The sequence below is a fragment of the Frankia sp. CeRuru1 genome, from assembly GCF_977966315.1.
This window is the reverse complement of record NZ_CDWWEW010000020.1, coordinates 21,708-29,184: the sequence shown is the minus strand read 5'-3', so window position 1 is coordinate 29,184 and position 7,477 is coordinate 21,708. Positions and strand designations below refer to the sequence as shown.

At 70.2% G+C, this 7,477-nt stretch carries 8 protein-coding genes; 1 reads left to right on the top strand and 7 read right to left on the bottom strand.

Features of this window, described 5'->3' with window-relative positions:
- The 7 genes from AC08OP_RS02980 to AC08OP_RS02950 all read right to left on the bottom strand — a co-directional run.
- Positions 1 to 438: ATP-binding cassette domain-containing protein (locus AC08OP_RS02980; RefSeq protein ID WP_476612782.1), on the bottom strand; the 438-nt coding region annotated here is incomplete at its 3' end.
- Between the two features lie 7 nt (positions 439 to 445).
- Positions 446 to 1,273 (bottom strand): carbohydrate ABC transporter permease, encoded by an 828-nt coding sequence (locus tag AC08OP_RS02975; protein WP_476612781.1) that lies wholly within the window; start codon positions 1,271 to 1,273, stop codon positions 446 to 448.
- Positions 1,260 to 2,222, bottom strand: coding sequence for a carbohydrate ABC transporter permease (locus AC08OP_RS02970; RefSeq protein WP_476612780.1), 963 nt, complete (start codon positions 2,220 to 2,222; stop codon positions 1,260 to 1,262). Before AC08OP_RS02970 ends, AC08OP_RS02975 begins: the two co-directional genes overlap by 14 nt.
- A gap of 53 nt (positions 2,223 to 2,275) precedes the next feature.
- On the bottom strand, positions 2,276 to 3,685 hold the full coding sequence (locus AC08OP_RS02965; RefSeq protein WP_476612779.1) for an ABC transporter substrate-binding protein: 1,410 nt from the start codon (positions 3,683 to 3,685) through the stop codon (positions 2,276 to 2,278).
- 121 nt (positions 3,686 to 3,806) lie between these two features.
- Complete coding sequence (locus AC08OP_RS02960; protein ID WP_476596176.1) at positions 3,807 to 4,628, bottom strand: MBL fold metallo-hydrolase; 822 nt, start codon at positions 4,626 to 4,628, stop codon at positions 3,807 to 3,809.
- 300 nt (positions 4,629 to 4,928) lie between these two features.
- Positions 4,929 to 5,891 carry a LysR family transcriptional regulator gene (locus AC08OP_RS02955; protein WP_476612783.1) on the bottom strand — a complete coding sequence of 321 codons (963 nt, stop codon included), beginning with the start codon at positions 5,889 to 5,891 and terminating at the stop codon, positions 4,929 to 4,931.
- Positions 5,892 to 6,112: 221 nt separating this feature from the next.
- Positions 6,113 to 6,691: an acyl-CoA thioesterase gene (locus AC08OP_RS02950; protein ID WP_476612778.1), complete on the bottom strand. Its 579-nt coding sequence runs from the start codon at positions 6,689 to 6,691 to the stop codon at positions 6,113 to 6,115.
- 206 nt (positions 6,692 to 6,897) lie between these two features.
- Between AC08OP_RS02950 and AC08OP_RS02945 the strand changes: the two genes are divergently transcribed.
- The gene (locus AC08OP_RS02945) at positions 6,898 to 7,440 is read left to right on the top strand and encodes a pyridoxamine 5'-phosphate oxidase family protein (protein WP_476612777.1); all 543 of its coding nucleotides are present in this window, start codon (positions 6,898 to 6,900) and stop codon (positions 7,438 to 7,440) included.
- Positions 7,441 to 7,477 lie beyond the last annotated feature (37 nt).

Genomic DNA, 7,477 nt, shown 5'->3' with positions numbered 1-7,477 from the left:
CGCCCCGCCCGCCCCCCGGCGCAGAAACCCGAGGCGGCCGCGGTTGTGCTTCGCCTCGAGCCGCAGGCTGAAGGCGATGTTCTGCTCGACGGTGAGATGCGGGTAGAGGGCGAAGTCCTGGAAGACCATCGAGACCCCGCGCGCGCCCGGTGGCGTCGCCGTGACGTCCACCCCGTTGATCGTCAACCGGCCCTCGTCGGGGGTTTCCAGCCCGGTGATGACCCGCAGCGCGGTCGACTTCCCGCATCCCGACGGCCCGACGATCACGGTGAAGGACCGGTGCGGCAGATGCAGGTCGGCGACGTCGAGCGCGGGCTGCCCGGTGCCGCCGTACCGGCGCATGATCCCACGGAAGTGCACCCCCCCGCTGGGGGCGGGGAGCTCCGGCGGTGGCGCCTCGCCGAGGATCGGCCGGCTGGTCACGGTGGTGTCGGTCATCCGGTGCTCATCTCAGGCCAGCTTGGAGGAAAGCGTCGGTGATGCGGCGGGAGGCGAAGAGGTAGACGATGATCACCGGGATCGAGGCGAGCATGGCCCCGGCGAGCAGCGGGCCGTACTCTGGGCCCTCCTGGGTCTCGAACATCTGCAGGCCCGGCTGGATGGTCGTCGTGTCCGCGTGGGGCGCGACGAGGGTGGGCCAGAGATACTCGTTCCACGTCGTGATGAACACGACGATGGCCACCGCCGCGAGCGCGGGGCGCAGCAGCGGCAGGACAATGTGGCGCAGCGTCTCGGCGTGGCTGGCGCCGTCGAGGGTCGCGGCGCCGAGCAGGGTCGGCGGGATGCCGCGGATGTGCTCGCGCAGCAGCAGCACCGCCAGCGAGCAGGTGGCCAGCTGCGGCACGATCAGCCCGGCGAAGGTGTTGCGCCAGCCCAGCCGGGCGACCAGCAGGAACTGCGGGATCATCAGGGCCTGCGGCGGGACGACGAGGGCGATGAGCACCAGCGCGGAGACGAGCCGCTGCCCGGCGTGGGAGAAACGGACGAACGACCAGGCGGCGAGCACCCCGGCGACGAGGTGCAGGACGGTCACGCCCGTCGCCATGACGAAGGTGTTCAGCAGCAGCCGGCCGATGGGGAACCCGTCGATGGCGTTGCGGTAGTTGCTCAGGCTGGCCGGGATGGGCAGCGGGCTGGCGCCGTAGATGTCCACGGGCGGCTTGAACGAGGTGGTCAGCGCCCACAGCATCGGGAAGAGCATCGCGACGACCGCCATGGCGAGTACCACGTGCCGGCCGGCGGCGCGGGCGGCCCGGATGTCAGAGCGCGGCACGGCGCCTCCTGGTCAGTGCGGTCAGCGGGGCGGCAAGGACGGCCGCGAGCCGGGTGGTCGGCCGGTCCCGGCCCGGGGCGCCGAGCGTGCCGGCGGCGCGGCGGGCCAGCGTCGACAGGCCGAACAGGGCGCACAGCACCACCACGATCGTCAGCGCGGCCGCCGCGCCCGTCCCGGCGTCGAAGTAGGTGAACCCGTAAGTGTACAGACGGTAGTAGACGTTGTCGGTGGTGTTGTCGGGGCCGCCCTGGGTGAGCACAGCGATGTTGTTGAACGTCCACTGCCCGGCGAACACCGCGCACAGGAACGACAGCAGGATCGTGGTGCCACGCAGTTGGGGGACCACGAGACGGCGGGTGATCTCCCATTCGGTGGCGCCGTCGACGCGGGCGGCATCGAGGCAGCGCCGGTCGATCGCGGCCAGTGCCGCGCCGTAGAGCAGCATGTTGAGCGCGACGAACCGGGCCGCGGTGATGAGCGAGATGGCGGCGAGGGCGGTCGAGGGGTCACCGAGCCAGTCCCGCTCGCCCAGGCCCAGCCCGCCGGTGACGACGTTGACGATGCCACCGAGCGGGTCGAGGACGAACCGCCAGGACAGCGCGTTCGCGACGGGGGCCAGCATCACCGGCAGGAACAGCAGGGCCCGGTAGATGTCGCTGGTCCGACCGGGCCGCTTCCACAGCATGATCGCCAGTGCCATCGGGACGATCGTCGCGAAGGGCAGCATCACCAGGACATAGAGGCCGGTGCGGCTCAGCGCCCGGGGGAACTCTTCGCCCTCGAACAGGCCGCGGAAGTTGGCAAGCCCCACGAAGTCCCGGTCGGGTTTGATCAGGTCCCAGTTCGTCAGGCTCAGGTACGCCTCGAAGACCAGCGGCCCGTAGACGAAGACCGCCAGCGACACCAGCACCGGCGCCTGGTAGAGCCACGGCACAGCGCGGCGTGCCACCGTGGCCGGGAGGGCCCCGCGCGGGCGTGCCGCGCGGGGCCGGGTGCCGATCATCAGGAGGAGAGTGCGCGGATCTTCTCGGCGGCCTTGCTCAGGGTCGCCTGGGGATCGGCCCCGCGCAGGACGATCGGTTCGACGGCCTCGTCCTGCAGCACGACGACGGCCTGGTTGGCCTTCGCCCCGCGGAACGAGGTGTAGGGGGTGACGGTGTCGAGCTGGTCGAGGGCCGGTTCCAGCAGCTTCACGATCGGGGTGTCGGCGAGCTTCGTCGCCACGCTCTGCCGCAGCGGCAGGTAGCCGATCTTCGAGGTGATGATCTCGAAGCCCTCGTCGGAGGTGAGGAACTTGATGAACTCCCAGGCGGCGCGCTGCTTGGCCGGGTCCTTGGCCAGCACCGCGAGCCCGGCGCCGGAGTAGGTCGGGCGGGCGGGTTTGGTGCCGAAGGACGGCAGGCCCGCGGTGCGCAGCTCGAACTTGCCCGTCGCCGCCTTCTGGGCGCTGGCGAGCAGCGCCGTGCTGGTGACGAACATGCCGAGGTCACCCTTGGTGAACGCGGCCAGGGCCGCTTCGGCCTTGACCCCGGGCTGGGCACCCGAGGCGGTCAGATCGGCGATCGTGGCCAGCGCCTCGACGGCCGGCTGCTTGTCGAGGGTGACCGCGCCGGAGGAATCGACCAGCGACCCACCGTTAGAATTCACCACCGACTGGGTCAGGTAGTCCGACTTACCGCTGTCGACGACGCTGATGTAGACGCCCTCCTTACCAGTCGCCTTGATCTTCAAAGCGGCGGCCTTGACGTCGGCGAGGGTTGTCGGCGGCTGCTGCGGGTCCAGGCCGGCGGCGCGGAACAGGTCGGCGTTGTAGTACATGACCGGGATCGACATCGTGTACGGCATCGCCGCGACGACGCCGTTGGTGGAGACGGCCGACAGGATGTTCTTCGAGATGCCGGCGGTGGCCGGCTCCCACTCGCTGCCGGCGACCTTCTGGACCGGGGTGATCGGCAGGGCTTCGACCGCCTCGGCCATCTTGCTCCAGCCGATCTGGGCGACGTCGGGCGGATCACCGGCGGCGGTGTCGGTGCGCAGCCGAGTGAGGACGTCCTTCACCGCGACACCCTGCGGCTTGACCGTGATCTTCGGGTGCGCCTTGGCGAAGGCGTCGAGCAGTGCCTGGGTTCCCGTACCGCCGAGACCCGGGGTGCCGTAGTTGTAGGACAGGAAGGTAATGGTCGCCGGGGTGTCACCCTGCGGTGTCGCGGCCGGGGTACCGGAGGCGGTGTCGCTGTCCGAGCCGCAGGCCGCCACGGCGAGCAGGCCGACCGCGGCGGACAACGCCGTGACGACCAGCCGGGCCCGGTGCCGCCGCGGACGGCGGCCCGGGCGATCCTGTCCTGCGTCCCGCTCTTGTCCTGTGTCCCGTTCATGTCCAGCAGCATCGTCGTGCCGGGAAACGGCTGTCACACCAGTCGCCTTTCACGCGTCGGAGCAGTTGCGTCACCCGAGGGGTGATCGCATCCCGGGAACAGGTCGCCACCCGGGAACAGGTCGCCGCCCACGGGGGGCGGAAAGACGTCGGCGGAGGTCATGCGATGTCGAACTTGCGGGCCGGGGCGGCCAGGTGCACCGGCCCGTCGAACACCCGCTCGGCCTCGGCGCGCCGCGCAGCCAGCCACTCAGGGTCGTCGGTGACGAAGTGGGTGAGCACGAGCTGACCCACCCCGGCGAGCCGCGCCGCCTCGGCCGCGTCGAGGGCGCTGAGGTGGCCGTGGCCGCTGTCGTCGGTCAGCTCGAGAGTGGCCTCGGCGAGGAGGAGATCGACGCCGCGGGCGAGGTCGACGAGGGCGTCGGTCACCCCGGTGTCGCCGGTGTAGGCGAGGCTGGCGCCCGCCGTCTCGATGCGGATCCCGCAGTTCGGTACCGCGTGGCGCAGCCCGTGCAGGCTGACCATGCAGTCGCCGATCTTAAAGGTCTCCCCCGGGTCGTACTCGCGGACGTCGAAGGCGACCTCGAACGCCTTGTCCAGCAACGGGATGGTCGCGACCGGGAAAAGCCCGGCCAATGCCTGGAAGGTATCCAGGCCGCCCCGCGGAAGGTAAAGAGGAATCGGTTCGCTGCGCGCCGGAATATCACGTGCCGGGAGCGTCGGGAATCGCATGGGATATCGGGCCCGACTGGCCAGCAATGCCTTTCCCAGCGGGAGGAGATCATAGCAGTGATCGGAATGCAGATGACTGATCACAATACCGTCGAGCGCTGCGGGGTGCCCCAGCGCGCTCAGCGCCGTCGCGGCGCCGGGGCCGCAGTCCAGCAGCATCTTCGTCTCCGCGGTGCAGACGAGGTAGCTGGAGCTGCACTGACCGCCGGTCGGCATTCCCGACCGGCAGCCCAGGACGGTCAACCGCATACGTTCATCCGTTCATCTTGATGTTCCGCTCTTGGTGTTCCGTTGGGAACATGTGGAACATTCGGCGCCAGGGTGCGCGAGGATTTCCGCTGTCATCCGCGATGCTGCTGGGTGGCGCCGTCGCCGGCAATACGGAACTTTCGAACGGACGATTGCCCCGGCCAATCGCCATCTACACGGGCCGCCGCCGAACGGGCCCGTGACAAAGAACATCGGGCCGGCCCGGCGACGGGGCCCGAAGGTGCCACGGGGGCCCGAAAGTGCCGGGGGTGCCGCGAAAGGTACCGCAGGGGTGCGGGCTCAGCCGCCGGAAGCCGGCTGCCCGTCGTGGGCGAGGACCGGCACCTGCGGTGCGGGAGGTGCGGGGACGGCGTCCTCCCCGAAGGGACCCGCGTTGTCCAAGCTGCGCAGGAACGCCTCGACGACGGGCGGCGGGTCGGGGTGCCAGACCACCTGCACCCCGACGGTGGGCACCGGCTCGACGAGCCGCACGGCCGCCAGGCCCTTGCCGGGCACGAAACCGCTGCGGACGGACGAGGCGAATCCCACAACCGACTTCGTCGTGACGATGATCCCCGTGGCACTCGAGTCGTCGACCTCGTCGGCGACCGTCAGGCTGATGCCCGCCCGGCCGGCGGCGGCGAGGATCGCGTCGTGCATGGCGGGGCTCTGTTCCCGCCGGAACAACACACACCGTTGGCGCGCGAGCTCCCGGAACGACGCCTGCTGGCGGTCGGCCCACGGATGGTGGTGGCCGACGATGGCGACCAGCGGCAGGGTGAGAATCCGTCGCGACTGCAGCCCGGCGGCCGGCGCCCCGCCGAACACGAGCGCCACGTCCACCTTGCGGTCGTGCAGGGCAGCGAGCGTCGGTCCGCTGCGAGCCTCCCAGAGAACCGTGGAGATGCCGGGGTAGTCGGCGCCCAACCGGACGAGGGTCGGCTGGAGCACCCGCTGCCCGGCGGGGAAGTTGAAGCCGATGGTCAACACGCCCACGCGGCCCGAGGCCGCCTCCCGGGCCGCCGACACGGCCCGGCGCGCGGTGTCGAGGACCCGCCGGGCCTCGACCTCGAACGCACGGCCGGCCGCGGTGAGCCGCACCTCGTGGGAGGTCCGGCTGACCAGTTCGACACCGACCTCCCGTTCGAGGCGCTGGAGCTGCTGGCTCAGCGACGGCTGGGCCAGGTGCAGCCGGGCCGCCGCCCGCCCGAAGTGCAGTTCCTCGGCGATTGCGAGGAACGAGACGAGATAGCGGAACTCCATGCGAGTCTCCACGGCACCTCCCCGCAGAAAAATATCGTTCCGGAATACCGGCGGCGAAATAGAAAAAAAACGGACGGTGAAATTCCAGTGTTGATTGGTCATCCAGCCGGCCGGCCGCGGATCGTCGCCAGCCAGCTGGGGCTATGGATTATCGGCTTACCGGGCCTGCCGGGACTGCCGGGCCCGTCGGCCTTTCATTGATCATGATAGCTGGGTGGGCGTCAACACCGTTGATTATCTTGCTCGGGGCGAGGAAGGACCGGCCGGGCACCAGACGGCTGGCCGGGAATCGAACCGCCCGCGGCCAGCCCTCCCCCGCCCGCCGCGGACCGCGTCACCGCCGGGGACGGGGACGCCGGGGACGCCGATGTGGCGATGTCCGCATCCTCCTCGCTCGTCCGCGACGGACCACCGGCGCGGACCGGGAACCACACCGACTCCAGCAGGGCGCGCCGGTCCGGAGGTAGCGGGGTGGGAACGCCGTCGACCAGGTGCACCATGACGGTGTCACACAGCCCCAGGCAGACCTCGTCGAGGAAGAGGCCGGCACTATGCACGAACGACGACGCGCCGATCCGGCTTATCCCATGGCCGATCTCGTAGGTGGCGGGATAGTGCGCCTCGGCCAGGTAGTGGATGCTGAGCTGTGCGACGACGGGCGTGAACCCGGGCAGGCCACCCGGGTCCTCGGGGCGGAGCAACCGGGTGTGCAGTCTCACTCGGGTGTCCTCGTACAACGAGGCGATGGCGACGTTATTAAGGTGACCGAAGCTGTCCATGTCGCTGAACCGCGTGGGCATCGTCTGGCTCAGAGGGTAGCTGGCGAGGCTGAGCCTCGCCGGATCACGTCTCGGGTCCATTTCGCCACTGTGCCCCATCCGATCCGGCCGTGGAGGGTCAACATTCGGTCTTCTTCGTCATGCCGGCCCGCATCTCCCCGGCCGGTCGGATTCCGGCCAGCCGGAAAACGATGTAACGCTGTCGAGACGAGGCCGGTACTGAGGGGATGGGCAAGACCTACGAGCGCATCGACGGTCGGCTCCGGGCGTTCATCGAGGAGCAGGTGATCTTCTTCGTGGCGTCGGCGCCGCTGTCCGCCCAGGGCAGCGTGAACATCTCCCCGAAGGGTCGGGCCGGCACGCTCGCCGTGCTCGACGAACGGACCCTGGCCTACCTGGGCTTCGGCGGCAGCCACGCGGAGACCATCGCCCACCTACGCGAGAACGGCCGGATCACCCTGATGTGGTGCGCCTTCACCGGGCCACCGACCATCGTGCGGGTGCACGGCCGCGGCGAACCGGTCTTCCGGGACGATCCCCGCTTCCCCGAGCTGCTCACCCACTTCGACGCCGAGCAGGCGGGCGCCGCCGGGCTGCGCGCCGTCATCCTCGTCGCGGCGGAACGGATCAGCGACAGCTGCGGGTACGCCGTCCCGTTCATGGACTACGAGGAGTTCGCCGCCTACTGCGCGTCGAAGGAGTTCAACGGCACGAGCGTCGACGGCCTGCCCGCGCTCCCCCTCCCCCTGCCCGCGCGGGCGACTTCCTAGACCGCTGGTCCGGCTGCCCGACAAGGTCTGCTGTCAT